This window comes from Capillimicrobium parvum (assembly GCF_021172045.1).
In the GTDB taxonomy this organism is placed as follows: Bacteria; Actinomycetota; Thermoleophilia; order Solirubrobacterales; family Solirubrobacteraceae; genus Capillimicrobium; species Capillimicrobium parvum.
The window spans coordinates 5,205,397-5,230,057 of record NZ_CP087164.1; the positions used below are offsets into that span (position 1 = coordinate 5,205,397).

Here is a 24,661-nt window from a genome sequence, read left to right on the forward strand (position 1 = left end):
ACCCGCCTCCGGAGCCTTAGGGGAGCACGGAGCTCCCCTCGTACCGCTCAAGGAGGCACACCCCGCATGGGCAGCAGTTGCCGTCGCCGGTCCGTCCTGGACCGCAGACACCGTCCCGTCGTCCTCGCGGCCGTCACGGCCGTCGCATTCGCCATGGCCGGCGAAGCGCGCGCGGCGACCGGCGACCTTCACGTGCACTCCGGTGCGCTGCCCGACGGGCAGCCGACCGTCGTCGGCCCGTGGGCGGGCCTGACGTCGAACACGCCGGGCGGCACCGGCACCTACGGACTCAACGCCGGTCCGGTCGGCGAGGGCTACGCCGCGACGTCTTCACTCACACCACCCTCCAACCTCGCATTCGCGAAAGCGGCGGCCTACCGCTCCTATACCGCTCCCCCGTCGTCGAACCATTCGCAGCCCCAGGTGTCCACGACGTGGGAGAACGCGGGATGGCCGTACACGGGCGGCTCCGGAGGCGGCGGGTTCATCGGCGACGCCGCCACCGGGCCGGTCTCGATCAACACGCCGTCAAGCCTCTCGACGCGCATCGCCTGCGTGGCGTTCGACGGCGTCCCCGGCTCGTGCACGGGTGGGGTCAGCTACCTCATCCAGCGCCTCGACCTGACCCTGAACGACGCCGAGGGACCGACGATCAGCGGCCCGATGTCCGGCGAGTTGCTCGACGGGACGTGGAAGACGTCGGCGACGGGGGAAGTCCGGTTCACGGCCGCCGACGTCGGCTCGGGCGTCTACCGCGCCTGGATGCGCGAGGGCTCGATCACGCATTACGCGAGCGTCGATCCGTCGAGCCTGCGCTGCCGCGACGCGTACACGGCCAACGCGGATCCCTATGACTTCGTGCCCTCGGCGCTGTCGCTCGTCCCCTGCCGCACCGCGAGCACCGACTATGCCCCGGCGTTCAACCTGCCGGCCATCGGCGATGGCGTGCACGCGGGCGTGTCGTTCGGCCTCGAGGATGCGGGTGGCAACGAGCGCACCGTGCTCACGAACCGGACGCTGCGGATCAACGCGCCCGGGGGCGGGCTCCCGGACGCCGGGACGGCCGGACCCGGCGGCTGCATCTGGGCCGCCGACGGGACGACGTGCACGGCATCCGGTGGCGGTGGCGGGGGCGGGGGCGGAGGTGCCGGCGCGGCAGGCGGCGTGACCCCGATCGGGTCGTCCCCCCTCGCTCGGGTCACGGTGACGCCCGAGACGCCGCCGGCAGCGCCGCCGGCGCTGCGCGCGTGCAACGGCGAGCGCTGCAGCTCGACCGCGCGGATCACGGTCAAGGCGGGAATGCCGGGCTCGCAGACCATCGCGGTGCGCTACGGCGGCCACGCGCACGTCGTCGGCCGGCTCGAGGCGCCCGACGGCGCGCCGATCGCCGGCGCGACGGTCGACGTGGTCGCCGTGTCCGACCGTGACGGAGCCCGCGCCGCGACCCGCGCCGCGGCGAGGACCGACGCCACCGGCCAGTTCGTCTACGACGCGCCGGCCGGCCTGTCGGGCGCGATCGCGTTCTCGTACCGGATGCATCTCGACTCCGCCGACGAAGCGGCCCGCTACGAGGTGCGCGTGCGGATGACCGCCGGCGTCCGCCTGTCGGTCGACCCGACGCGCACCCTCAACAAGCACGCCGTGACCTTCACCGGCCGCATCCTCGGATCGCCGCCGCGACACCGCAAGGTCGTCGAGCTGCAGGCGCGCTCGGAAGGCCGCTGGGTCACGTTCGCCACGGCGCGCAGCGACGGCACCGGCCGCTACCGGTACCGCTACCGCTTCGAGCGCACGTTCAGCCGCCAGACGTACGGGTTCCGGGCCGTCGTGCGCAACGAGACGGGTTGGCCGTTCCTGACCGGCTTCTCGAATCGGGTCTACGTGACGGTGGCGCCATGACCGGCACTCGGCAGATCCTGCGTCGCCGCGCTCCGCGAAGGCTGATCGCCGTGGCGCTGGTCGGAGCGGGCGCGGCCCTTGCCGCTCCGCCGTCGGCCCGGGCGGCCGGCGACCAGTACCTGGTTCAGATCGGGCGCTTCTCGGACGGCGCGCCCACCGGGGTGAATCCGGCGAGCGTGCTGTCGGGCCTGACGGTCAACGCTGCCCCCGGCGGGTCGTTCGGCGTCAATCCGCCGCTCGGCGCCGCCACCACGACGGAGACGTTCGGCTTCACGCCTCCCGCCGGCGTGTCGGTCGACCGCGCCGACGTGTGGCCCTACATCAAGGTCTTCGGATGGTGGGCCGTGGAGGGGTACGGCGACATCTTGTCGCCGTGGGGCGCCTTCGGCGCGGCGGTGGGCCAGGACAACATGACGGTGGATCGCCGTCATGCGGTGGGTGGACCACCCATGAACGCGGCGCGCCCGCCTGCGGTGACCGTGTCGGCGACGACCACGAACCTCGGCTCGGGCTGGTCGTCGGGCGCCCGCGCGACGTTCCTGGCCGACAAGCTCGACCTCTACCTGTCCGACACGAGCGATCCCGCCCTCGACGCGACACCGGCCGCGAGCGCGGTCTTCGGGCCGGCGAACCCGTCGGGCTGGTACACGACGGGCGGCGCGACCCTCAGCGCGACGGCGCGCGATCTCGGCGCGGGTGTGCGGTACCTGCTCGTGCGCGAGGGCGCCACCGTGCGGCGGTACCCGGTGGCCCCGGCGAGCCCCACCTGCCGCACGTTCGACGCGGGTCAGTTCGGGGGCAACAGCTACACGGTCGCGCAGCCGTGCCCGGCGGCGGGGGCGCCCTACACGCTGCCCGTCGATCTCGCCGCTCTGGGCGACGGCAGCCACACCTTGCAGTTGGGCGTCCAGGACGCCGCCGGCAACCAGGTGTTCTCGCCCGCCGAGTACTTGGCGCGGATCAACGCTCCCGGCGGCACGCTCGCCGATCCCGGCACGCCGTGCCTGAACGGCACGGTCGCCGACTCGGGCGCCTGCGTGCCCCGGCCGCCGGTCACCACGAGCCTGCCCGCGCTGTCGGGAGCCCCCGCCGTCGGCTACTCGCTGGCGACGGACCCCGGCGCGTGGACCGACATCTCCGGGGTCGCGTGGTCGTACGCGTGGGAGCGCTGCGCCCCCGATGGCACCGGATGCGTCGGGCTGAGCGGCGCGAGCACGGCGACGCTCCCGCTGACCTCCGGTCTCGTCGGCTCCCGCGTCCGTTCGGTCGTCGGTGCGACCACGAACTGGGGGACGGTGCAGGCGCGTTCGGCTCTGTCTCCCGTCGTCGAGGCGACGGCCGGCAGCGGTGGCGGAGCCGCCGGGAGCATCACCGAGGTGGATCCGAGGCGCGGGGCGGCCGGCGGCGGTGGCGGCACGAGCCGCCCGCGGCCTGAGGAGCCAGACCTCCCGATCCCGCCGCCCCCGGCTCGGCCCGAAGCCGACGGCATCCTCAACGGACAGGGCGCGGACAACACCGCGCCGCGGCTGACCGTCGCGTTCACCGGCGCCCGTCGCACCGTCATCACCCGGCGCTGGGGCACGACCGTCGAGGTCGCGGGTCGTCTCTCCACCGGCGCGGGAACGCCGATCCGGCGCGCGCAGGTCGACGTGCTCGGCCAGGTGATGGTGACGGGCGCACGAGGTCGTGTGCTCGGCGCCGTTCACACCGATGACCAGGGCGCATTCCGCTACACGGTGCCGGCCGGCGTGTCCGAGATCGTCACGTTCGGCTACCGGCGGACGCTCGCCGACCGCAGCTACGCGACGACGGCGTCGGTCCAGGCGCGGACGCGCGCGGCCGTCGTCCTGCATAGTGCAGCCGCCCGGCTGCGCAACGGCGGGGGCCTGCTGCTCCGCGGCCGGGTCTCCGGTGCGCCACCTACGTCGCGGCGACTCGTGTCGCTCCAAGCCTGGACGGGAGGCCACTGGACGACCTTCGCCACGACCCGGCTGCACAGCGGCCGCTTCACGTACCGCTACCGGTTCACGCGCACCCGAACCACGACGCGGTACCAGCTCCGCGCCCTCGTGGCACGCGGGCCGGGCTGGCCGCTGGAGACGGGCGCGTCCAGGCCGATCACCGTGACGGTGATCGCATGAGAGGCGTTGCGAGGTGGATATCCGCGGCTGCGGTCCTCACGACAGTGGGCGTGGCCGGAGCGCCGGGCGCATGGGCGAACGCCGAAGGACCCGGCACCCCGCAAGCGACCGCCGCCAACGCGACGTTCCTGTCGAACGCCCCCGCCCCGCCCGGCGGAGCCGCCGGCGTGTGCGTGATCGACTCGGGCGCGGATACGGACACGGACCTCGGACCCGCGCTCGCGGGCCGGACGGCGTTGCTCGGCGGAGTTCCCGGCGATCCTTCAGACCAGGGCGCAACGCTCGACACAGGCGTCGCACTGTCGAAACACGGGACGTACGTTGCGGGCGTCATCGCCAGCCAGGTCGACGGTGTTGGAACGAGTGGCATCTGGCCGGCGGCGAGGGTCTTCTCGACTCGCGTCTTCACAGGCGGTGCAACGGCGGCAGCGGCCGACTACATCCGTGCGATGAACTGGTGTTCCAGCCAGCCGGGCGTGACCGTCATCAATCTCTCGTTGTCTGGCTTGGGAACCGCAACTCTGGTCGAGCGTCAGCAGCTCGACAACAAGATCGCTGAAGTCCGCGGGCCGCTCCACAACATCAACGTGGTGGGCGCCGCCGGCAACAATGGGTCGATGACCGCCGTTGGGTACCCAGCCAACGCAGTGGGAGTGTTCGCCGTCGGAGCCACTGACGCGGCCGGGGTGCTTGCGCCCTTCAGCAACCGCGGCAGCGGCCTGGATATCGCGGCGTTTGGGATCAACAGTTGCTTAACGACCAACCGTGGCACCCACTTGGCACATGGGAGCGGGACGTCATACGCAGCACCAGTCGTCAGCGCGGTCTTGGCTGCGATGCGCTCATACGATTCGACACTCACGCCGGACACCGCGGAACAGCGTCTGCTCGACAACGCCGATGTTGTCGACGGGGTCAAAGTGCTCAACGCCGCCAAGGCGTTTCGAAGCAATCCAGCAACCGCAGCCCGCGTACCTGGTGCGCCGGTCACCGGCCTAGGCGCCGCCGTAGCCGACGCGTGCGAACCGCCGCTGGCTCCGAGCGGAGGAGGAGGTACAAGTGAAACGCAAGGCATAGGCAGCAAAGCAGTCGATCCTGCGCCGCCGCCAGGTACCACTGCAACCGTCGAACCGGTCGCCGCTCCAGTCATCGACCGCCAACCACGCGCCAGAGATACGTTTGCGGTGAGCAAGCCGCCCAAGCCGACGCTGAAGTCGACGTCAATGCGCCGCGGGGTGCTGACCGTCCGCATCTCGGGACGCAAAGCGGGTGATCGGGCCGTGTTTCGTGTAGCGGGCCGGACGTATGTGCGGATGAGTTCCACGCTGAGGTTGCGGGTACGAGGCAGTAGCTGGAAGGCGGTCCGGGTGCGGCTTCAGCGTCCGGGGGGCGGATTCTCGAGGACGCTGGTTATCCGGGATGGCCGAGAGTTCTAGGTGCTGGGGCCATACAGAGCCGGGCGGACTCAAGCTGCGACGGCAGCCGCCGATGGCACGAGAGCCACTAAGAACTCACGACGCCCCCGCCGGTCCCTCCTACCTGTCTGGTCAATGTCTGATCTCACCATCGCCGTCCGCACTTGGCGCGCCGCCGTCACCTTGGCCATCGTCGCCCTGATGGCCCACGCTGTCCCACCAGCGGCGGTTGCGGGCACAGTGCAGGTCAACAGCTGCGATGAGGCCCCCGGTGGGGGTGTGGACAGCGCCTGGCAGCTAGTCAACGACGTCCCTGGCGGATACGAGGCCCCTGCCGCGGTCTGTCCACCGACCGGCGCCGATGTTGGCGGTGATCTTGCTCACTCACAGATCGTCGGGCGCTCCGCGTGGACAGTGCTGAATGCGACCGCAATCCCACAGGCGGGGCAACAGGCAGAGATGCGGTTCACCGCCCCTTCAGGAACAACCATCAGCACAGTGAGCATCAAGCGAGACCTGGGCAAGCAGAATGACGGCTACCGCCTGTATGGGAAGACCAGCGACGGCACGACCCTCGACGAGACCTGCGCAATCCCCAGCGGCCAATTCGTGTGCGCTTTAGGGGGCTACGGGACGCCCGCAGCGACGTTCTCGGGGCTCAACGCAGCATGGGTCGCGTGGGGCTTTGCCTGTGGTGATCTCGGGTTTCAGCAGTGCACGACCGGCTCCACCCTGCATCAAGCGTGGGTGCACATCTACGGGTCGACCGTCACGCTGGTTGACAACCAGGTTCCGACCTCCGTGTCGGCGGGTGGGGCGGTTACGGCCGGTGGGTGGAAGGGCGGGTCGGTGGGCGGCGCCATCTCCGGGACCGACAACCTCGGGGTTCGCAACGTTCGTTGGTACGCGGATGGTGCGCTGGTGTCGACCAGCGCCGATCGGGCGTGTGACTACTCGGTGACCGTGCCGTGTTCGAATGCGGTTGGCCAAGCGTATGCGCTGGACACCACGGGACTTGCGGATGGGACCCGGTCGATTCGGGCAGCCGTGGTCGATCCGGCGGGCAATGAGGCGAAGTCCGCACCGTTCGACGTCGATGTGGACAACACGGCCCCGACCGCGCCGGAGAATCTTCAGGTCGGGGGCGGGGGAGCGGCTCAGGCGATCTCGATGACGTGGGATCTTCCGGCCGCCGATGGCGGCGCTCCGTACGTCAGCTCTCGGTGGCGCGCCTGCAACGGCGGCACCTGCTCCAGCGGGACCGGCGGGCTCACGTCGGCCAGCGGGACGGTTCCCGGCTTCTCCGGGACCTACGCCGTGGATGTGTGGCTGGTCGACCAGGCCGGCAACCAGGACATCGCCTCGGCCGCCCGCGGCTCGGTCTCTTACACGGCACCCGCGCCAGGCGGCGGGGGCAGCGGGGGCGGCGGAGGCGGCGGCGCACAGCCCGCCAAGCCCGAGCCGCCCGCAGACACCGGGACCGCCGACCCGGTCGCCGTCCCGGCGCCCATCGTGCCCATCGTGGTCGCCCCAGGTCCGGTGACGCCGCCGGCGCGCGCGCCGAGCGCGAACGTCCGGGTGACCACGGCGACCGTCGCGAAGTCCGGCCGGCTCCTCGTCCGGGGCACGATCGCCAGAGCGGCCACCGGCCGGGTGTCGGTCACGTATCGCGCCACGGTCGACGGCCGCGCGCGCTCGAGGTCCACTCGCGTTCGCATCACACGCGGTCGGTACGCCGCGACGATAACGATCCCGCGGACCTGGCGCAGCGCGAGGAACCCCCGCGTCACCGTTCGCTACGCAGGCTCGAACTCGGCCGGCGCGACGTCGCGAACGCTCGCCGTCAGGACCTGAGCCGAAGCCGACTGGACGGGCGAGGCAAGACCCAACGGCGCCCCGCTCGTCTCTCAAGCCGTCGCGGTCGGGACAAGCACGTCGCCGGGGGGACCCAGATCCGGCTGGACAGACTTTCCGTCACCACTTGGCTGAGCCGAAGCGGGGCGCCGCCTCTCCTCCTCCAGACAGAGCGTGTCATATCGCACTTACTCGTGCGCCAGCAAGTGAGAACCCGCCCGGTGGGCGGTCTGGGCGCTGGCGTCACGCCGCCGCGAGCACGGCCGCGCGGTGCTCCTTCGGGCTCACGCCGCGCAAACGCTTGAACGCGGTGCTCAGCGCGTACGGCGTGCCGTAGCCGACCTCGTGCGCGACAGAGCCCACCGTGGCGCCCGGCTCGAGGAGCAGATCCGCGGCGAGCGCGATGCGCCACTCGCTGAGGAACCGCATCGGCGGCTCGCCGACCAGTCCGTGGAACCGACGGGCGAGCGCCGCGCGCGAGACGCCGATCTCCCGCGCCAGCGACGCGACCGTCCAGCGCCGCGCCGGCTGGTGGTGCAGCAGGCGCAGCGCCGGGCCGACGACCGGATCGCCGTACGCGGCATACCAGCCGGGAGCCTCCGAGAGGTTGCCGGCGAACCAGCTGCGCACGACCGCGATGAGCAGCAGATCGAGCAACCGGTCGAGGACCGCCTCCTGGCCGGGCCGGTCGCGCACGATCTCCTCCGCCAGCAGCTCGACCAGCGGCGAGTCCTCCTCCGCGCGCGCCACGACCACGAGCGCGGGCAGCGCGCGCAGCAGCCGGCGGCTCACCTCACCGTCGAGGTGATACGTGCCCGTGAGCATCACCGTTGCCCCCTCGGCCGCGTTCCCCCAGGTCCGCACCCCGAGATCCCGCAGCCCGCTGAGCGGCCCGCCGTCGGGCGTCGTGCACCGCTGCCCCGGGTGGATGACCGCCTGCGCGGGGGTCGCGGCGTCGTCGGCGACGGTGTACGGCTCCGGCCCGCGAATGATCGCGACGTCCCCCGGCCCCAGCCGCACCGGCGCAGCCCCTCCACCGTCGCGCACCACGACCGCCGCTCCGCGAACCATCGCGACGAGCGTCAGCGGCGCCTCGTCCTGGATGCGCAGGGACCACGGCGGGTCGAGCGTCGAGCGCAGGAGGAACGCCTGGCGGGCACGCGGTCCGTCGAGCAGCGCAGCGAGAGCATCCATGGTCACCGGAGGGTAGACGCTCACGTATGAAATGACGACTGACAGCCATGGACCGTCTCAGCCGCACCCAGTTCACTGGCCGGTATGAGTACGCCCGACCAGCTCACGTTCATCACCAACGGCACCGGCAAGACCGGCCGCCGTATCGCCGAGCGCCTGCAGTCTGCCGGCCATCCGGTCCGGATCGGTTCCCGCGCCGGGGCGCCGCCGTTCGACTGGAACGACCACGCGACCTGGCCCGCGACGATCGACGGCGTGTCGGCCGTCTACCTCGCCTACCACCCCGACCTCGCGGTGCCGGGCGCCGCCGAGACGGTCGCCGAGCTCGCGGACCTCGCCGTCCGCGCCGGTGCCCGCCGAATCGTCCTGCTCTCGGGCCGCGGCGAGGAGGAGGCACAGCGCGCAGAGCAGCTCGTCCGAGCGGCCGACGCGGACGTCACGGTGCTGCGCTGCGCGTGGTTTCACCAGAACTTCAGCGAGAGCTTCTTTGCCGAGCCCGTCGCCGCCGGGGAGCTCGCTCTACCGGTCGGCGACGACGTCCGCGAGCCGTTCGTCGACGCCGACGACATCGCCGACACCGCTGCCGCCGCGTTGACCGAGGACGGCCACGCCGGCGAGCTCTACGAGCTGACCGGCCCGCGCCTCATGACCTTCGCCCACGCAACACACGAGATCGCCGCCGCGACCGGCCGGCCGGTGCGCTTCACGTCCGTGCCGCTCGGCTCGTTCACGGCCGGGCTCTCCGCTGCGCAGGTCCCGCCCGGCGAGCAGGAGCTGCTCGCCCATCTCTTCGGCGAGGTGCTCGACGGGCGCAACGCGACGCTCTCCGACGGCGTCCAGCGCGCGCTCGGCCGGGAGCCGCGCGACTTCTGCACCTTCGCCCGCGAAACGGCCGCCGCCGGTGCCTGGCCGACGCCGCGATGAGCGCGCCGATCGAGGTGCTGACCGTCTTGGCGGCGGTCGGCTGCGGGCTGATGGGCGGCGTCTGGTTCGCCTTCTCCGGATTCGTGATGAGCGCGCTGGCGCGTCTCGAGCCCGCCGACGGGATCCGGGCGATGCAGGAGATCAATCGCCGCGCGCTCAGGCCGCCGCTCATGCTCGCGCTGTTCGGCACGGCGGCGGCGTGCGCCGCGCTGACGGTCCACGCGCTCGTCACCTGGGACGCGCACCGGTCGCCGTGGCTGCTCGCCGCGGCCGCGCTCTACCTCGTCGGCACGGTCGGCGTGACGAGGGCCGGCAACGTGCCGCTCAACGTCAAGCTCGACCGCACGCCGGCGCACGGGCCGCAGGCCGGGCTCGCCTGGGCCCACTACGAGCGCGCGTGGGCCGCGTTCAACCACGTGCGGCTCGCGACCTCCGCGGGCGCGAGCGCGGCGCTCGTCGTCGCCCTGACCTAGGGCAGGCTCAACCCACGACCCGGCGCCACAGCGACCGCCGCTCGTTGACGTCGAGCTCGCGCGGCGCCGAACGCTCGTCGTCGCGCAGCGCCCGCGCGTACGCCCACACGACCGCGATCGGCACCCCGATGACGAAGAGGATCGCGAGCCCCCACAGCAGCACCCGCCCGACGTACGCGGGCCGGAACACGGTCATGCGCCCGACCGTGGCGGGAAGCCGCTCGAGGATCGCACGCGGCGCCGGCTCGGCGAACGTGAACCAGATGCTCTTCTTCGTCGACCTGCCGTCGATGAAGGCGATCGAGCGCGACCGCGTCCGGTCGCTCGACGCGAGGAGGCCGATCTCCGGCGCGCCCCGGCTCGCGAAGCACACCCGCACCGGGACGTCGCCGGGCGGCGCCGGGATCGGCCACTGGACGACCGCCCCGTCCGGCTGGCCCGCCGGGATCTCCGCCGTGTAGGCGTAGCCCGGACCGGTGAGCCGGACGGCGATGGGCGGCGCCGGCCCGTCCGGGCTGGCGAGCTTGAAGCGGATGACCTCGCTGTGGTGCTCGGCGACCGCGTAGCGGAAGCACGCCGGGGAGCCCTGCCGCAGCGGCACGGTGTCGGTGTGCGCCAGCGACGCCGGCGACGGGATCTCCGCCGGCTGGTCGCGCTGCTTGGCCACGAACGGCCGCACGACGAGGACCGCCCCCAGCACGAAGACGACCACGGCGCTCCACACGGCCGCCTTACGCATAGAACCTCGCCACCACGATGCCGAACGCACTCAGCTGCAGCAGGACGAGACCGGCGAGCAGCGCGCCGGTCCCGGCCGCGCGGATGCGGCCGGGCAGCGCCGACGCCGCCCCCGCGATCGCCACGCCGTAGAGCGGCACGAGCATGAGCAGGTACCGGCCGGTGATGACCGGATCGGCCGGGTTGACCAGCAGCGAGCGGAACGCGGCGGCGTGCAGCGACAGGATCACGAGCGCCGCGGCGACGAGCAGCACCAGCACCGCGGCGGCGTGGCCGGCGAGCAGGCGCCGGCGTCGCCAGGCGGCCACGGCGAGCAGGACGAGGCCGACCCAGATGAGGTCGCGCACCAGGTTGAGCAGGTCGCGCGGGAAGCCGACCTCGAACTGCACGAAGGTGCCGAAGAAGCGGTCGAGGTAGACCTGCTGGGCGCCCCACTCGGGCCCCACCGGAGCGGACATCCCGGGCAGCTTGGGCAGGTAGAACTGCCACAGGTACGACCAGAAGCCGGTCAGCTCGCCGAAGCGCAGGCGTGTCGCGTAGACGGCGACGACGACGAGGACGACGACGACGGCGACCGCCCATCCGGCGGCGGCCGCGAGCCGGGAGCCGCGGGGCGGGGAAGCGCCACCGGCGGCGGCCGCGAGCCGGGAGCCGGAGGGCGGGGAAGCGCCACCGGCGGCGGCCGCGAGCCGGGAGCCGGAGGGCGAGGAAGCGCCACCGGCGGCGGCCGCGAGCCGGGAGCCGGAGGGCGGGGAAGCGCCATCGGCGGTGGCCGTCGCGCCGCGGCGCCACCGCCACCACCCCACCCCCATCGCGAACACCGCCGGCGCGACGAGCCCGAGCGCGCGCCCCTGCGTGAACCCCGCCGCCACGACCACGGCCACGAGCGCCAGCACCTGGCGCCACCCGGGGCCGCGCTGCGCGATCACCGCCATCAGATAGAGCGCCCCAGCGCACAACGGCACGAGCAGCGCGTCGGGCGTCACGCGAGTCGTGACGTCGAGCAGCACCGGCTGCAGCGCGACCGCGGCCGTCGCCACCGTCTGCAGCTCCCGCCGCCGGCCGAACACCTCGCCCGCGAGCAGCCACGTCAGCGCCACGGTCGCCATCAGCAGCAGCACGCCGTAGACGCGCATCGCGTACAGCCGGTCGAAGAGCGTCCCCCCGGCGATCTTGTACGGCACCGCCGCCGTGAGGTAGTACAGCGGCGGGTTCAGCCAGGCGTTGTTGCCGATCGCGTCGATCTTCTGGTCATGGCCCACGGTGCGGTCGTCGACCGCGCGCCAGATGCGCTCGTCCTCCCTCGTCCACAGCGGACGCGCGGCGACGTTGCCGCGCAGCGGCTCGAGCCCCGCCCACAGCCACGCCGTCCACTGCTCGGTCGACACCGACGGCGGGTACGCGGCCTGGAGCAGGCCCGTCTCGCTGTGGCGCCACGGGATCTCCCCCGCGTCGGCGATCTTCTGCACGTAGCCGAAGTGCGCGCTCTCGTCGGCGCCCTGCAGCGCCGGGACGGCGTAGGTCCACGCCAGCCCGGCGACCAGCGTCACGAGCAGGAGAACGAGCAGGGGCCGCGGGATGCGACGTGATCGGCGCACCACGGTCCCGCTCAGGCCGTGTCAGCGGCGCGAGTCGTCGCCGGGATCGAGAACGCGCTTGCCGCGCCCGAGCTCGCCGGCCGCCGGCCGCCACAGCCCCGGGTAGACCTGCACGACCTGGCGGCCCGTGTCGACGAGCCCGCCGAGAGCCACCAGCACCGCGCCGATGAATGCCACGTAGACGCCGATCTCGGTGCTGACGTCGCCGCTGACGTCGGCCGGCCAGATGATCCGGCGCAGGATCAGCACCGCGAGCACGATGCCGAGGATCGTCCGCACGATGAGCACCGGACGCGTCTGGCGCACCAGCGCCGTGCCGATGGTCACGATGGCGCCGGCCAGGATCACGAAGCGCAGGTTCGTGAACGTCTGCCAGCCGGTCGTGTCATCGGTCGACCCGTCCGGGCGCACGATGTGGTACCAGGTCATGAACAACGCCAAGACCACGATCAGCGCGCCGATCGCGCTGAGCGCGCGGCCGACGTTGGGCTTGAGCAGGGGCATGGGGTCTCCGGAGGGTAGCGTCAGCGCCGGAAGAACAGGCGGTAGGCGGCCTGCTCCATCCAGGCTGGAACGGGCCGCGGCCCCCAGAAGTAGCGGTATATCTGCCGCTCGGCGAACCCGGCCTCGCTGGCCCGGGCGAGCTCGGCCCGCCGCGCGTACAGGGCCGCGTGCTTGGACCGCAGCATCCCGTACAGCCGCCGGTACTGCCGCCGGGCGCCGAACACCATCGACTCCCCGTGGCGGCGGTACAGGAACGTGACCTCGTCGACCTTCGCCCCGCGCCACCCGCGCTCGAGCGCGCCGAGCCAGAAGTCCCAGTCCTCGTAGCCGGTGCGGAACGCGGGGTCGTAGCCGCCGACGTCCTCCCACAGCGCGCGCCGGGTCAGCCCGACCGGGCCGACGACGTGCCGGTAGAGCATCCGGTACACGTCGAGCCCGGGGAACCCCATGTCGCCGTGCCAGTCGCCGAAGAACCGCGTGATCCCGTAGGAGAACCCGACGGCCGGATCGGCCGCCAGGGGCGCCTTGAGCGCGCGCAGGGCCCCGGGCGGCAGCCGGTCGTCCGCGTCGAGCGCGATCACCAAGGGCGTATCCGTCGACGCGTACCCCGCGTTGCGCGCCGCCGAGAGCCCCGCGTTCGCCTGGCGCACGACCGGCACCGAGAGCCGCTCCAGAGCGCGCAGCGTGTCAACGTCGGTCGAGCCGTCGTCGACCACCACGATCTGCGGCGCCCCGCCCTCCTGCGCGAGCAGCGAGTCGACCGCCTCGCCCACCCAGCGCCCGTAGTTGAAGCAGGGGACGACCGCGGTGACGTCGGCGTGCTCGGACATGGCGCCGCGTACCGTACGAGCCCGTGCCCGCCCGCACCATCCTGCTCGTCGCCCACCTCGCGCCGCCGTCGCCCCTCTCGGCCGCCCGCCGCAGCGCGGGGTTCGCCAAGTACCTCGCCCGCCGCGGCCACCGCGTCGTCGTGCTCACTTCGAAGGTCAGCGGGGCCGGCCCGGTCGAGGGCGCGGCCCGGGTCATCCGCACGCGCGACCTGATGGCGAGCCGCTTCAACTGGCGCAAGGGCTCCTTCGACGCGCTCCAGGGCCAGTCCGGCACAGCCGCCGCCGCGCCCGAGCCGTCCAGGCTGGAGGACGTCGTCGTCCCCGACCTGGCGCTCGTCAGCTGGGTGCCGTTCGCGCTGCCGCGGGCGATCGCGCTCGCCCGGGAGGAGCATCCGGACGTCGTGTGGACCACCGGGCCGCCGCCGAGCACGAACATGATCGGCCTGGCCCTCCAGCGGCGTCTCGGCCTCCCGTGGGTCGCCGACATCCGCGACGGCTGGCGCTTCGAGCGCAACCACGCCGACTTCCCGCTCGCCGCCCAGCGCGCACTGGACGACTGGCTCGATCACCGCCTCACCGCGGCCGCCGACCGCGTCACCGCCGTCACCGCGCCGATCGCGCGCGACGCGCACGACCGCCTCGGCGCCCGCCACGCCGCCACGATCTCCAACGGCTTCGACCTCGACGAGCTCGACGAGCTGGCCGGCCCACCGCCGCCGGGACTGCTGAACCCGGGCCGCCACAGCCTGCTCTACACCGGCCGCCTCGGCTACGCGAAGCGCTCGCCCGCCGCGCTGCTCGAGGGCCTGCGCGCGCTGAAGCGCCGCGACCCGGACACGGCGAGCCGCATCGAGGTGCTGTTCGCCGGCCCCCTCAGAGACGACGAGCGCGCGCAGATCGAGGCGCCCGACCTGGCCGGCATGACCCGCGCGCTCGGCTCGCTGGACCGCGCGACCACCATGCGCCTGCAGCGCGCCACCGACACGCTGCTGCTCATCACCACCGGCAACCCGAGCGAGACCGGGCAGAAGCTGTTCGAGTACCTCGCCGCCGACCGGCCGGTGTTCGTCGTCGGCGACCGCACGGAGGCCGCGCGCATCGTCACCCAGGCGAAGGCCGGCTCGGCGGCGCCGATGGACGATCCCGAGGCGATCGCCACCGCGCTCACCGACCTCGTCCACGGCCGCACCGCCGTCTCACCGGACGGCATCGCGCGCCGGTTCCACTACGCCACGCTGGCCGAGGAGCTCGAGGCCGAGCTCGAGGCGGCGATCGCGGGGTGAGTTGCGCTCTGGCCTCGGATGGCGAGGCCAAGGCGCATGTCGTCAGAGGTCGAGTATGACGACCGTCCGGTAGACCGGCGGCCGGTCGAGACCGCGCACGCGGCGCAGCCCCCTGCGCGCCCACGCCGCATCGCGCGCCAGCCCCCAGGCCAGGACCCGCGCCGCCACCCGCGTGGGGACGAACCAGGCGACGCTGAGCTCGCGCCGGGTCACGGTCACGTGCGCCGAGCAGCTCTCGTTGCCGGCGACGCGCACCGAGCCGAACCCGGCCAGCGGCGCACAGAGATCGGCCGGGGCCGGCAGGCCGTTGGCGAGATGCTCCTCCAGCCAGGGTGGCGGCGCGGACAGCGACGCCGCGAGCCCGCGGTCGGCCGCCAGCGCCGGCGCTCCCGCCGGCGCGGCCACCACCACCCGCCGCCGGGCCACCCGCGCGAGCTCGGCCAGCGCCGCCGCCCGGTCGCCCGGGGCCACATGCTCGAGCACGTCGAGCGCGACGACCAAGTCGAACGAGCGGTCGCCGAACGGCAGCGCGCGCACGTCGCCCACCACCCGGCGCGCCCGCGTCGACGGCGCCGAACGCCGCCACAGCCCGTAGTCGTCGAACGACGTGTCGACCGCCGTCACGTGCCACGACGCATCGAGGAAGTCGGCGAGGCCCAGCCCGCCGCTGCCCACGTCGAGCAGCTCGCCGCCGCCCGCGGCGCGCACGGCGGCCAACACCGGCTCGGCCCGCACGAGCTGGCCGAGCTGACGGGACCCGGCGACCCGGCGAGCCAGGTCCAGAACCACGGGAGGCAGACGCACAGCGGCGGCTTTTCTACCATCACGCCCCCGATGCCGCGCCTCGCCACCGCCGTCCTCGCCGTGGCCGCCCTGCTGTTCGCAGCCGGCTGTGGCGGCGGCAAGAATCCCGTCGAGGGCCAGACGACGCCCGCGAACGTGTCGACGACGCCCACCACGCCGGGCCCCGGCCCGGCGGGCACCACGACGACGAACCCGCCCAAGGCGCCCGACGCCAAGGCCCAGGCCGCACGCCTGCGGGCGTGCGTCGGCGGCGAGCCGGCCGAGACGTACAAGTGGTTCCAGCCCGTGGTCGACTACGCGCAGTCGGTGGGCGGCGACGGCTTCACCGCCACGCTCGACGGCAAGCCGGTCACGCTCGTGACCTTCCCGGTCACCCGCGCGGCGCAGCTCGCCTACCAGAACGTCACCGACCGCCTCATCCTCCTCCAGCAGCGGCGGCCGACCGACTACGCGACGGTGTCCGCCACCGCCTCGCAGGTGGTCGGCAACGTGCTCGAGGTGACGACGCAGGGCGCACTGTCGGCCGAGGCGTCGCAGACCGTGCTCAGCTGCGTCACGACGACCGCGAAGGCTTGAGGATCAGCCCGCAGCGCGCCTCGTCGTGCGGGTGCTCGTTCGGGTTGGGAAACAGCAGCGGCTCGCGGCCGACCCGCGCGCACAGCTCCGCGAACGCCGTGTTGTCCGTGGAGTCGTCGGCGATCAGCGCGCCGCCGTCGCGCAGCACGGGCCACGCGAGCGCGAACTCGCCGCTCATCGTCTCGTGCGTGTGATCGGAGTCGTGCAGGAAGACGTCGATCGTGCCCTCGCGCTCCAGCACGCCCGGCAGCACCTCGAGCGAGGGCCCGAGCAGCAGCTCCCACGCGCCCCGCAGCTGCGGCGGTACGAGCCACCCCGGCTCGCGGCCCGGCGGCAGCACGCCCGTGTAGCCGTCGACGTTCGCCGGCCCGGTCTCGACGTACGAGGGCAGATCCACGGAGATCAGGCGCCCGGAGCCGTTGATCCGCATCGCCTCCAGGACGAAGGCGCTCGTCATCCCGTGCAGCACCCCGGTCTCCACGAACACCCGCGGCCGCAGGGCGCGCACGAGGCAGTAGACCCAGATCCGGTACAGGCGCAGCTGCCAGATCGAAGCGAACCGCTTCGTCTCGAAACGCGGCTCGCCCGCGACGATCTCCTCGAACTGCCGGGGGAGCGGAGACTCGTGCAGCTCGCCGAGATACGGCAGCAGGTCCCGGCCGCCGAGCACGGAGCTCAGCCGACCCAGGAAGTACGATCCCTGCTCGATTCCCGTGACGTTCACGGCCGGGGAGTCTGGCCCATCTGCCAGCGGCGCGACTTCACCGCGCTCTGCCCGTTGGGATTCTGAGCCACATGTGCGGCATCGCCGGAGCCATCAACCTGCGCGGGGAGACCGTGCCCGACCTCGGACGTCGCCTCGACGTGATGGGCGAGCTGATCGCGCATCGCGGCCCCGACGACCACGGCACGTGGGCCCATCCGCACGGCCACGTCGGCTTCGCCCACCGCCGGCTGTCGATCTTCGATCTGTCCGCGTGCGGCCACCAGCCGATGACCGACGACGCCGGCCAGGTCATCACCTACAACGGCGAGGTCTACAACTGGCCCGAGGTCCGCACCGAGCTCGGCGGCGACTGGTGCACGCAGACCGACACCGAGGTCCTGCTGCGCGCCCACGAGCGCTGGGGCGCCGACGCGGTCGACCACCTGCGCGGCATGTTCGCCTACGGCCTGTGGGACGAACGGGCGACGCAGCTCACCCTCGTCCGCGACCGCTTCGGCATCAAGCCGCTGTACTACGCCCAGGCCGGCGACGTCCTGTACTTCGCGTCGGAGGCGAAGGCGCTGCTGCCGTTCCTGCCCGCCATCCGCACAGATCGCGAGGGCCTGAAGGACTACCTCGCCTTCCAGTTCTGCCTCGCCGGCAAGACGCTGTTCGACGGCGTGCGCGAGCTGCTGCCCGGCCACCGGCTGACGGTGCGCAACGGCGCGATCAGGACCGAGCGCTACTGGGAGGTCTACTACGACCTCGACTGGACCCATCGCGAGGCGTGGTACGAGGAGCGCATCGAGGCGCTGCTGCACGACTCGATCCGCATGCACCTGCGCTCCGACGTCCCCGTCGGGGCGTACGTGTCGGGTGGTCTCGACTCGAGCGCCGTCGCCGGCCTCGCCTCGCTGTACGACCCGGGCACGACCCCGGCCTTCACGGGCCGCTTCGAGGGGCCCGAGTACGACGAGTCGCGCTACGCCCGGCTGCTCGCCGACGAGCGCGGGCTGGACCTGAGCGTCATCGACCTCGACGTGTCGGACTTCACCCGCGAGATCGAGCGCGTCATCTACCACCTCGACTTCCCCGTCGCGGGTCCCGGCTCGTTCCCGCAGTTCATGGTCAGCGAGGCGGCCGCGCGCGACGTGAAGGTCATCCTCGGCGGCCAGGGCGGCGACGAGGTCTTCGGCGGCTACACGCGCTACCTCATCGCCTACTTCGAGCAGTGCATCAAGGCGGCGATCGAGGGCACCGCGCAGAACGGCAACTTCGTCGTCACGTACGAGTCGATCATCCCCCAGCTCGAGTCGCTGCGCTCCTACAAGCCGCTGCTGCAGGAGTTCTGGCGCGAGGGCCTGTTCGAGGACCTCGACCGGCGCTACTTCCGGCTCATCAACCGCGCCCCGCATGTCGAGCAGCTCGTGAACGTCGAGGCGCTCGGCGACTACGACCCGTTCCACCAGTTCGCCGAGATCTTCAACGGCCGCAACGTCGGCCACGAGTCGTACTTCGACAAGATGACCCACTTCGACTTCAAGACGCTGCTGCCGGCGCTCCTGCAGGTCGAGGACCGGGTCTCGATGGCGCACGGCCTCGAGTCGCGCGTGCCGCTGCTCGACCATCCCCTCGTCGAGCTCGCCGCGACGATCCCGGCCGACGTGAAGTTCCCCGGCGGGCGCCTGAAGCACATCTTCGCCCGGGCGACGCGGGCGACGGTTCCCGCCCAGATCAGCGAGCGCACGGACAAGATGGGCTTCCCCGTGCCGCTCGTCGAGTGGGCGAACGGGCCGGCGCGCGACTTCGTCCGAGACACCTTCACCGGCGATCGCGACCTCTACGACCGCCGCGCCGTGCTCGACGCGCTGGAGGGCGAGGCCAAGTTCGGCCGGACCTTCTGGGGCCTGTTCAGCCTCGAGCTCTGGCAGCAGCGCTTCCACGACCGCGAGCACGAGTTCCGCTCGCTCCTGACCACGGAGACCACCACATGAAGATCCTCATCACCGGGGGCGGCGGCTTCATCGGCTCGCACCTCGCCGACCGACTCCTCGCCGACGGCCACGAGGTCTGCACGGTCGACACCTACGCCACGAGCCGGCGCGACAACCTCACGCCGCAGGACCGCCTGACCATCGTCGAGGGCACGATCGCCGACGAGGCGTTCTTCAACGGCGTGATGGACGACTTCGGCCCCGACGCGGTCGCCCATGCCGCGGCGTCCTACAAGGACCCGGACGCGTGGGAGGAGGACGCCCGCACGAACGCGCTCGGCACCGCGATCGTGGTGCGCGCGAGCGAGCGGCTCGGGGTCAAGCGCCTCCTCTACTTCCAGACCGCGCTCTGCTACGGCGTCAAGCCGGAGGAGCAGCCGATCACGCTCGGCCACCCGCTGCGGCCGTACGAGTCGTCGTACGCGATCTCGAAGACGGCGGGCGAGAACTACATCCGGCTCAGCGGACTCGACTGGGTGTCGCTGCGGCTGGCGAACGTCTACGGCCCCCGCAACCTGTCGGGCCCGCTGCCGACGTTCTTCAGCCGGCTGACGCAGGACAAGGCGTGCTTCGTCACCGACACGCGGCGCGACTTCCTCTTCGTCACCGACCTCGTGGACGTGGCGACGAAGGCGCTCGAGGGCACAGGCAGCGGCGCCTACCACGTGTCGAGCGGCAGCGACGTCGCGATCAAGGAGCTCTTCGACGCGACGACGAGCGCGCTGGGCCTCGGCGAGATCGACGTCGAGATCCGCCCGCGCGCCGCCGACGACGCCGAGTCGATCCTGCTCGACCCGTCGCGCACGAACGCCGACTTCGACTGGAGGACGAGCGTGGCCCTGGAGGACGGCGTCGCGCAGGCGATCGCCTGGTACCGCGAGCACGGCATCGAGCAGACGTACACGCATCTGAAGGAGGAAGAGCTGCGGGTGCGGTCTTGAGACCCTGCGGGTCTTCACACAAGACGGTTGGCGGGCGCAGCGAGGCGTCATCGTGAGGACGCTCGTGGCCGGTGGTGCCGGCTTCGTCGGCTCGAACCTGGTGCGCGCGCTGCTCGAGCGCGGCGACGAGGTCATCGTGGTCGACAACCTGCTGTCCGCCGAACGCGAGAACGTGCCGGAGGGCGCGCAGCTCATCGAGGCGTCGATCAACGACGACGACGTGCTGGCGGCGATCCCCGACGACCTCGACCTCGCGTTCAACCTCGTCACCTACCACGGCAACCAGTCCTCGATGGCCGACCCGCTGGCCGACCACGAGCACAACCTGCTGACCTCGCTGAAGCTCTTCATGCGGCTCAGCGAGCTGCCGGCGCTGCAGAAGGTCGTGTACGCCAGCGCCGGCTGCACGGTGGCCGAGAAGACGTTCGAGTCCGCGTCCGCCACCCAGGAGGACGCGTCGATCTCGCTGTACCTCGACTCGCCCTACCAGATCTCCAAGGTGGTCGGCGAGCTGTACGGCAACTACTTCTGGATGCGCGAGGGGCTGCCGATCGTCAAGGCCCGCTTCCAGAACGTCTACGGGCCGGGCGAGGTGCTCGGCGCCGGGCGCTGGCGCGGGACGGTCAACACCGTGTGGCGCAACGTCACGCCGACCTTCGTGTGGAAGGCGCTGCACGGCGAGGCGCTGCCGCTCGACAACGGCGGCATCGCGACGCGCGACTTCATCTACGCCGGCGACATGGCGCGCGGGCTGATCGCGTGTGCCGAGCGCGGGGCGCCGGGCGGCGTCTACAACCTCGCCAGCGGAGTCGAGACGAGCATCCGCGATCTGGCCGAGACGATCGTCGAGATCGTCGGCGACGGCTCCGTGGAGGTCGCCCCGGCGCGCGACTGGGACCGGTCGGGCAAGCGCTTCGGCGCGACCGAGAAGTCCGAGCGCGAGCTGGGCTTCCGCGCCCAGGTGGCGCTGCGCGAGGGGCTCGAGCGCCAGGTCGCCTGGACGCGCGCCAACGAGGACTTCATCGCCGCGTGCATCGCCAGGCACGACGCGCAGATGGCGGCGGCGAGTTGAGACCCCGCGGGTCCGCCGCCGCAGCCGCTGCGGGCCCGGCGACGGCCGCTCGCGGCGTCGGGACGCGGGTCATCGAGCCGCCCAAGGGGTGGCAGTGGCCCGACCTGCGCGAGCTGTGGGAGTACCGCGACCTCGCGTTCTTCCTCGTCAAGCGCGACGTCTCGATCCGCTACCGGCAGACCCTGATCGGGACGGTGTGGGCGATCCTGCAGCCGCTGCTGCTGGCCGTCGTCTTCAGCGTGTTCCTCGGCCACTACGCGCAGGTGCCCTCCGGCGCCGACGTGCCGTACCCGGTCTTCGCGCTGACCGGCATGGCGATGTGGCTGTACTTCAGCCAGGCGATGCAGTTCGCCTCCGACTCGACCGTCAACAGCCGCGAGCTCATCGGCAAGGTCTGGTTCCCGCGGCTGATCATCCCGATCGCGGCCGTGCTGCCCCCGGCGATCGACTTCGTCCCGGCGTTCGTCGTCGCGCTCGTCGTGCAGCTGGCGTACGGCGTCGTGCCGCCGTGGCAGATCGTCTTCGTCCCGCTGCTCGCGGCGCTGACGCTGTTCGTCGCGCTCGGCATCGGCTTCTGGCTGAGCGCGCTGAATGTGCGCTACCGCGACATCCGGCTCGTCGTGCCCTTCCTCATCATGATCGGGCTGTTCGTGACGCCGATCGTCTACCCGTTCGACGTCGTGCCGGACGCCGTGCAGCCGATCTACGCGCTCAACCCGATGGTCGGCGTGCTCGAGGCGTACCGCTGGATGCTGTTCCCCGCGGCCGAGTGGCCGGGGGCGCTGCTGCTGATCCCGCTGGGGTCGGCGGTCGTCCTGCTCATCACCGGGGCGCTGTACTTCACCCGCGCCGAGCGCAGCTTCGCCGATGTCATCTAGGGGTGCCGACGCCGGGCCGCGGCGCACACGGTGGTCATTCGGTGTTTCCCGGCGGGAGGCGGGCCCCCGTGGGTTCTGACGCCGATGCGATCCGGGTCACCGGGCTCGGCAAGCGCTACCGGCTCGGTGCCGCGGCGACCGACCTGCTCAGCGAGCGCATCGGCCGCCGCGCACCGAAGGGCGAGGACTTCTGGGCGCTGCGCGACGTCGACGTGCGCGTGGGACGCGGCGAGGTCGTCGGGCTCGTCGGCCGCAACGGGGCGGGCAAGTCGACGCTGCTGAAGTGCCTGTCGCGCATCACGCCCCCGACCGAGGGGCGCATCGAGCTGACCGGGCGGGTCGGCACGCTGCTCGAGGTCGGGACCGGCTTTCATCCCGAGCTCTCCGGCCGCGAGAACGTCTACCTGTCCGGCACGATCCTCGGCATGCGCCGCCAGGAGGTCGCGGCGCGCTTCGACGAGATCGTCGCGTTCAGCGGCATCGAGAAGTTCCTCGAGACGCCGGTCAAGCGCTACTCGAGCGGCATGTACGTGCGCCTGGCGTTCGCGGTCGCCGCGCACCTCGACACCGACATCCTGCTCGTCGACGAGGTGCTCGCGGTGGGCGACGCGGAGTTCCAGCGCAAGTGCTTCGGCAAGATGGACGACGTCGCGCGCGGCGGGCGGACCGTCGTGTTCGTCTCGCACCAGCTCAGCGCGGTGCAGCGGCTGTGCACGCGGTCGTACTGGATCGACGGCGGGCGGGTGCGCCGTGACGGGCCGACCGCGGACGTCGTCGCCGCCTACCTGCACCACGCCGGCGCGACGCAGCAGGGCGGCGTGGCGACGATCGGCCCGGACGTGCCGCGCTCGACGACGGGCGCGGTGACGCTCGAGCGCGTCGCGCTGCTCGGCGACGACGGCGCGCCCACCGACCGCATCCACCTCGGCCAGCCGTTCACGGTGGCGATGACGTTCGCCGTCGCCGAGCCGGTCGACGACGGCGTGATCGAGCTCGGGCTCTCCACCGCCGACGGCACCCGCGTCGCGACCGTCCAGAACGTCGACGGCGACCGTCCCCTGCTCTGCCTGGAGCCCGGCCGCCATGAGATCCGCGCCCGCATCGACACCGCGCTGCTGCCGGGCGAGTTCACGATCGACGTGGGCATGCACCGGCTCATCGGGCTGACGCTGGACTTCGTCGAGCGCGCGCTGACGTTCACCGCGCTGAACGTCGCCTACGACGGGTCGGAGGACCGGTGGCCGTGGGCCATCGTGCGCGGCGCGATGCGTCCCCCCACGGAGTGGACGGTGCAGGCGCCCGTGGGGCAGGCGCCGCCCCGGTAGGCCGGTTCGGCGCTGCTGCGCCGCGCGCGGGCCCCCCGCTCAGATGCCCGACTCGGCGCTCACACGGCCGGAGCGGACCGCCTCGACGAGCTCCGCGTGGTCGCGCTCGTTCTGGTCGGCGTAGTCGCACGCGAACTCGACGATCGCCCGGTCGAAGACGTCGCTCTTGCCCAGGTAGGCGCTGATCGCGATGCGGTCGCCGGAGCGTGCGTGGCCGCGGGCGAGCGTCCACGCGCACAACCGCACATAGACGGCCAGCCGCTCAGGGCGCATCGTCTCGATGTCCGGCGAGAACTTGCCGTCCCAGAGCTGGCGGACGTAGAAGTCGCGGGTGAGGCCGTCGAGGCCCTCGACGCGGTCCCAGCCGAGCAGGATGTCGCTCGCCGCCTGCATGAGGCGCTGGCCCTCGACCACCCGCTGGCCGTGGTTGGCGAACGGGCTGGCGCCGACGTACGGCGCGAGCACGGACTCCCCCGCCTCCTTGGCCTGGAGCACGAGCGGGTCGCGGGAGTCGCGGCCGTGCAGCAGCAGCACCCAGGCACGGGTCCCGACGCTGCCCACGCCGACGACCTTGCGCGCCATGTCCACCAACCGGTAGCCGTCGAGCAGGTGACGACGGTCGCCGAGCAGGCTGCGCTGGTAGCGCTTGAGCAGACGCTCCATCCACGACTCGACGTCGCGGACGTCGTCGGCGGGCAGCAGCTCGGCGATGGGCACGATCAGCGGGGGCTCGTGCACGATGCGCACCCGCCCGTCGACGCGCTCGGTGAGCTTGGCGACCGCCCGCAGGCTGCTCTTGCTGAGCGCCTTGGCCCGCGCGCGTTCCAGCGTGGCGTCGGCCTTGCCCGAGCCGCCCGGGCTGAAGTCGCGGATGAGAGCGTCCTCGTCGATGCGCGTGTACCAGAGGTCCAGGTTGCCCATCTCGGCGAACGTCCGCATCGCCTCCCGGTAGGCGCGCGCGGTGTCGGCCACGAGCCCGCGGCACTCCTTGCGGCGCTGGCCCCGTGCGCGGCCGGCGATCTCGATGCTGGCCGCCAGGCGCTTGACGTCCCACTCCCACGGTCCGGGCAGCGACTCGTCGAAGTCGTTGACGTCGAACACGAGCTTGCGGTCGGGCGCGGCGTAGGTGCCGAAGTTCAGCACGTGCGCGTCGCCGCAGGCCTGCACCTTCAGGCCCGAGACCGGCGTGGGCGCGAGGTCGGCCGCCATGATCGCCGCGCCCCCCCGGTAGAACGTGAACGGGCTCGCGAGCATGCGCCCGTAGCGGATCGGCAGCAGCTCGGGGACGCGGGTCCGTCCCTCGTCCTCGAGGAGGTCCATCGGGCTGCGGCGGTCGGGCGCCGGCTGCCAGCCCGCATGCGACGAGCGCGGCGCGGCCTCGCGCGCCGCTCGTCCTGCTGCGATCCGGTCGACGGGCTCGATGGCCACACGGGCTTTCGTCCGAGCACGGATGGTCATGGCGCCACCATCCAGCTTCTCCCGCGTTCTGGCAAGAGGGTGTGCACCAAGGTC

At 72.4% G+C, this 24,661-nt stretch carries 21 protein-coding genes; 13 read left to right on the forward strand and 8 right to left on the reverse strand.

Annotation, left to right across the window (positions count from 1 at the left end; all coding sequences use genetic code 11):
- The first annotated feature begins 153 nt into the window (after positions 1-153).
- The 4 genes from DSM104329_RS25355 (at position 154) to DSM104329_RS25370 (ending at position 7,309) form a co-directional block, all read left to right on the forward strand.
- On the forward strand, positions 154-1,899 hold the full coding sequence (locus DSM104329_RS25355) for a hypothetical protein (RefSeq protein ID WP_259312648.1): 1,746 nt from the start codon (positions 154-156) through the stop codon (positions 1,897-1,899).
- Positions 1,896-4,040 carry a hypothetical protein gene (locus DSM104329_RS25360; RefSeq protein WP_259312649.1) on the forward strand — a complete coding sequence of 715 codons (2,145 nt, stop codon included), beginning with the start codon at positions 1,896-1,898 and terminating at the stop codon, positions 4,038-4,040. Before DSM104329_RS25355 ends, DSM104329_RS25360 begins: the two co-directional genes overlap by 4 nt.
- Before the next feature lie 44 nt (positions 4,041-4,084).
- On the forward strand, positions 4,085-5,476 hold the full coding sequence (locus DSM104329_RS25365) for a S8 family peptidase (RefSeq protein WP_259312650.1): 1,392 nt from the start codon (positions 4,085-4,087) through the stop codon (positions 5,474-5,476).
- A gap of 114 nt (positions 5,477-5,590) precedes the next feature.
- Positions 5,591-7,309: a phage tail protein gene (locus tag DSM104329_RS25370; protein WP_259312651.1), complete on the forward strand. Its 1,719-nt coding sequence runs from the start codon at positions 5,591-5,593 to the stop codon at positions 7,307-7,309.
- A 243-nt stretch (positions 7,310-7,552) separates the two neighbouring features.
- On the opposite strand, the gene DSM104329_RS25375 is transcribed toward DSM104329_RS25370, so the two are convergent.
- The gene (locus DSM104329_RS25375) at positions 7,553-8,503 is read right to left on the reverse strand and encodes an AraC family transcriptional regulator (protein ID WP_259312652.1); all 951 of its coding nucleotides are present in this window, start codon (positions 8,501-8,503) and stop codon (positions 7,553-7,555) included.
- Between the two features lie 84 nt (positions 8,504-8,587).
- Between DSM104329_RS25375 and DSM104329_RS25380 the strand changes: the two genes are divergently transcribed.
- Both DSM104329_RS25380 and DSM104329_RS25385 read left to right on the forward strand, forming a co-directional pair.
- A complete protein-coding gene (locus DSM104329_RS25380) occupies positions 8,588-9,427 on the forward strand; it encodes a Rossmann-fold NAD(P)-binding domain-containing protein (protein ID WP_259312653.1) in 840 nt (279 codons plus the stop codon).
- Positions 9,424-9,900, forward strand: coding sequence for an anthrone oxygenase family protein (locus DSM104329_RS25385; RefSeq protein WP_259312654.1), 477 nt, complete (start codon positions 9,424-9,426; stop codon positions 9,898-9,900). Before DSM104329_RS25380 ends, DSM104329_RS25385 begins: the two co-directional genes overlap by 4 nt.
- A gap of 7 nt (positions 9,901-9,907) precedes the next feature.
- Here the strand turns inward: DSM104329_RS25385 and DSM104329_RS25390 are convergent, their stop codons facing one another.
- Genes DSM104329_RS25390 through DSM104329_RS25405 form a run of 4 tightly spaced genes read right to left on the reverse strand, consistent with a single transcriptional unit; the run spans position 9,908 to position 13,570 of the window.
- Entirely contained in the window at positions 9,908-10,639 is a 732-nt protein-coding gene (locus DSM104329_RS25390) for a hypothetical protein (protein WP_259312655.1), read from the reverse strand.
- A complete protein-coding gene (locus DSM104329_RS25395) occupies positions 10,632-12,236 on the reverse strand; it encodes a glycosyltransferase family 39 protein (RefSeq protein WP_259312656.1) in 1,605 nt (534 codons plus the stop codon). The genes DSM104329_RS25390 and DSM104329_RS25395 overlap by 8 nt, the downstream gene beginning before the upstream one ends.
- Before the next feature lie 21 nt (positions 12,237-12,257).
- Entirely contained in the window at positions 12,258-12,740 is a 483-nt protein-coding gene (locus DSM104329_RS25400; RefSeq protein WP_259312657.1) for a hypothetical protein, read from the reverse strand.
- A gap of 20 nt (positions 12,741-12,760) precedes the next feature.
- Positions 12,761-13,570 carry a glycosyltransferase family 2 protein gene (locus tag DSM104329_RS25405; protein ID WP_259312658.1) on the reverse strand — a complete coding sequence of 270 codons (810 nt, stop codon included), beginning with the start codon at positions 13,568-13,570 and terminating at the stop codon, positions 12,761-12,763.
- A gap of 23 nt (positions 13,571-13,593) precedes the next feature.
- Between DSM104329_RS25405 and DSM104329_RS25410 the strand changes: the two genes are divergently transcribed.
- Positions 13,594-14,853, forward strand: a complete 1,260-nt coding sequence (locus DSM104329_RS25410) for a glycosyltransferase (protein WP_259312659.1) — start codon at positions 13,594-13,596, stop codon at positions 14,851-14,853.
- 42 nt (positions 14,854-14,895) lie between these two features.
- Here DSM104329_RS25410 and DSM104329_RS25415 read toward each other — a convergent pair whose 3' ends face one another.
- Positions 14,896-15,657 (reverse strand): class I SAM-dependent methyltransferase, encoded by a 762-nt coding sequence (locus DSM104329_RS25415; RefSeq protein WP_259312660.1) that lies wholly within the window; start codon positions 15,655-15,657, stop codon positions 14,896-14,898.
- A 30-nt stretch (positions 15,658-15,687) separates the two neighbouring features.
- Here DSM104329_RS25415 and DSM104329_RS25420 point away from each other — a divergent pair, with 30 nt between their 5' ends.
- Positions 15,688-16,233: a hypothetical protein gene (locus tag DSM104329_RS25420; protein ID WP_259312661.1), complete on the forward strand. Its 546-nt coding sequence runs from the start codon at positions 15,688-15,690 to the stop codon at positions 16,231-16,233.
- On the opposite strand, the gene DSM104329_RS25425 is transcribed toward DSM104329_RS25420, so the two are convergent.
- Complete coding sequence (locus tag DSM104329_RS25425) at positions 16,211-16,957, reverse strand: class I SAM-dependent methyltransferase (RefSeq protein ID WP_259312662.1); 747 nt, start codon at positions 16,955-16,957, stop codon at positions 16,211-16,213. The genes DSM104329_RS25420 and DSM104329_RS25425 overlap by 23 nt on opposite strands.
- Positions 16,958-17,028: 71 nt before the next feature.
- Here DSM104329_RS25425 and asnB point away from each other — a divergent pair, with 71 nt between their 5' ends.
- The 5 genes from asnB (at position 17,029) to DSM104329_RS25450 (ending at position 23,149) form a co-directional block, all read left to right on the forward strand.
- Positions 17,029-18,933, forward strand: coding sequence for an asparagine synthase (glutamine-hydrolyzing) (gene asnB / locus DSM104329_RS25430; RefSeq protein ID WP_259312663.1), 1,905 nt, complete (start codon positions 17,029-17,031; stop codon positions 18,931-18,933).
- Positions 18,930-19,874, forward strand: coding sequence for an NAD-dependent epimerase/dehydratase family protein (locus DSM104329_RS25435; RefSeq protein WP_259312664.1), 945 nt, complete (start codon positions 18,930-18,932; stop codon positions 19,872-19,874). Before asnB ends, DSM104329_RS25435 begins: the two co-directional genes overlap by 4 nt.
- A 52-nt stretch (positions 19,875-19,926) precedes the next feature.
- The gene (locus DSM104329_RS25440) at positions 19,927-20,946 is read left to right on the forward strand and encodes an NAD-dependent epimerase/dehydratase family protein (protein WP_259312665.1); all 1,020 of its coding nucleotides are present in this window, start codon (positions 19,927-19,929) and stop codon (positions 20,944-20,946) included.
- Positions 20,943-21,824, forward strand: a complete 882-nt coding sequence (locus DSM104329_RS25445; RefSeq protein ID WP_259312666.1) for an ABC transporter permease — start codon at positions 20,943-20,945, stop codon at positions 21,822-21,824. Before DSM104329_RS25440 ends, DSM104329_RS25445 begins: the two co-directional genes overlap by 4 nt.
- Before the next feature lie 68 nt (positions 21,825-21,892).
- Positions 21,893-23,149 carry an ABC transporter ATP-binding protein gene (locus DSM104329_RS25450; RefSeq protein ID WP_259312667.1) on the forward strand — a complete coding sequence of 419 codons (1,257 nt, stop codon included), beginning with the start codon at positions 21,893-21,895 and terminating at the stop codon, positions 23,147-23,149.
- A 39-nt stretch (positions 23,150-23,188) separates the two neighbouring features.
- Here DSM104329_RS25450 and DSM104329_RS25455 read toward each other — a convergent pair whose 3' ends face one another.
- Positions 23,189-24,607: a DUF2252 domain-containing protein gene (locus tag DSM104329_RS25455; RefSeq protein WP_259312668.1), complete on the reverse strand. Its 1,419-nt coding sequence runs from the start codon at positions 24,605-24,607 to the stop codon at positions 23,189-23,191.
- Positions 24,608-24,661 lie beyond the last annotated feature (54 nt).

What these genes read in the sequence shown, in the direction of transcription:
- DSM104329_RS25355 (WP_259312648.1), top strand. Translation starts at nt 154, where the DNA reads ATGGCCGGCGAAGCGCGCGCGGCGACCGGCGACCTTCACGTGCACTCC.
- DSM104329_RS25360 (WP_259312649.1), top strand. Translation starts at nt 1,896, where the DNA reads ATGACCGGCACTCGGCAGATCCTGCGTCGCCGCGCTCCGCGAAGGCTG.
- DSM104329_RS25370 (WP_259312651.1), top strand. Translation starts at nt 5,591, where the DNA reads ATGTCTGATCTCACCATCGCCGTCCGCACTTGGCGCGCCGCCGTCACC.
- DSM104329_RS25375 (WP_259312652.1), bottom strand. Translation starts at nt 8,503, where the DNA reads ATGGATGCTCTCGCTGCGCTGCTCGACGGACCGCGTGCCCGCCAGGCG.
- DSM104329_RS25380 (WP_259312653.1), top strand. Translation starts at nt 8,588, where the DNA reads ATGAGTACGCCCGACCAGCTCACGTTCATCACCAACGGCACCGGCAAG.
- DSM104329_RS25385 (WP_259312654.1), top strand. Translation starts at nt 9,424, where the DNA reads ATGAGCGCGCCGATCGAGGTGCTGACCGTCTTGGCGGCGGTCGGCTGC.
- DSM104329_RS25390 (WP_259312655.1), bottom strand. Translation starts at nt 10,639, where the DNA reads ATGCGTAAGGCGGCCGTGTGGAGCGCCGTGGTCGTCTTCGTGCTGGGG.
- DSM104329_RS25400 (WP_259312657.1), bottom strand. Translation starts at nt 12,740, where the DNA reads ATGCCCCTGCTCAAGCCCAACGTCGGCCGCGCGCTCAGCGCGATCGGC.
- DSM104329_RS25405 (WP_259312658.1), bottom strand. Translation starts at nt 13,570, where the DNA reads ATGTCCGAGCACGCCGACGTCACCGCGGTCGTCCCCTGCTTCAACTAC.
- DSM104329_RS25420 (WP_259312661.1), top strand. Translation starts at nt 15,688, where the DNA reads ATGCCGCGCCTCGCCACCGCCGTCCTCGCCGTGGCCGCCCTGCTGTTC.
- asnB (WP_259312663.1), top strand. Translation starts at nt 17,029, where the DNA reads ATGTGCGGCATCGCCGGAGCCATCAACCTGCGCGGGGAGACCGTGCCC.
- DSM104329_RS25435 (WP_259312664.1), top strand. Translation starts at nt 18,930, where the DNA reads ATGAAGATCCTCATCACCGGGGGCGGCGGCTTCATCGGCTCGCACCTC.
- DSM104329_RS25455 (WP_259312668.1), bottom strand. Translation starts at nt 24,607, where the DNA reads ATGACCATCCGTGCTCGGACGAAAGCCCGTGTGGCCATCGAGCCCGTC.